This is a genomic window from Shewanella sp. AS16, from assembly GCF_021412365.1.
Lineage (GTDB): Bacteria > Pseudomonadota > Gammaproteobacteria > Enterobacterales > Shewanellaceae > Shewanella > Shewanella salipaludis.
The window spans coordinates 1-320 of the sequence record NZ_JAKCLK010000135.1 but is presented as its reverse complement, the minus strand read 5'-3'; the positions used below and the strand labels follow the sequence as shown (position 1 = coordinate 320).

Annotated in this window: 1 protein-coding gene; it reads left to right on the top strand. The window is 47.8% G+C overall.

Translation table 11 applies throughout. The annotated features are described in order from the left end of the window. Window positions 1–320: LysR substrate-binding domain-containing protein (locus LZP73_RS19675; protein WP_234236600.1), on the top strand; the 320-nt coding region annotated here is incomplete at both ends.

Here is a 320-nt window from a genome sequence, read left to right as displayed (position 1 = left end):
GTGCTGATTCACGATGGTATTGAGCGTGAACTGACAATTGCGGTAAACAATATTATTCCTGGTGATTTGCTGGTGGCATTTATTCGAGATTTTGAACGGCAATTCACATCAACAACACTGACGGTAGATCTTGAGGTATACAACGGCTGCTGGGATGCGCTGTACAGTAAGCGTGCTGATCTGGTCTACGGTGCTCCTCATGCAGTACCAAGCAGTGAAGGCATCATTAGCGAACCGGTCGGACAAATGGAATGGGATTTTGTCGTCAGCCCACTCCACCCACTGGCAGCGAAGCGGCATCCATTAGAAAACAGTGAATT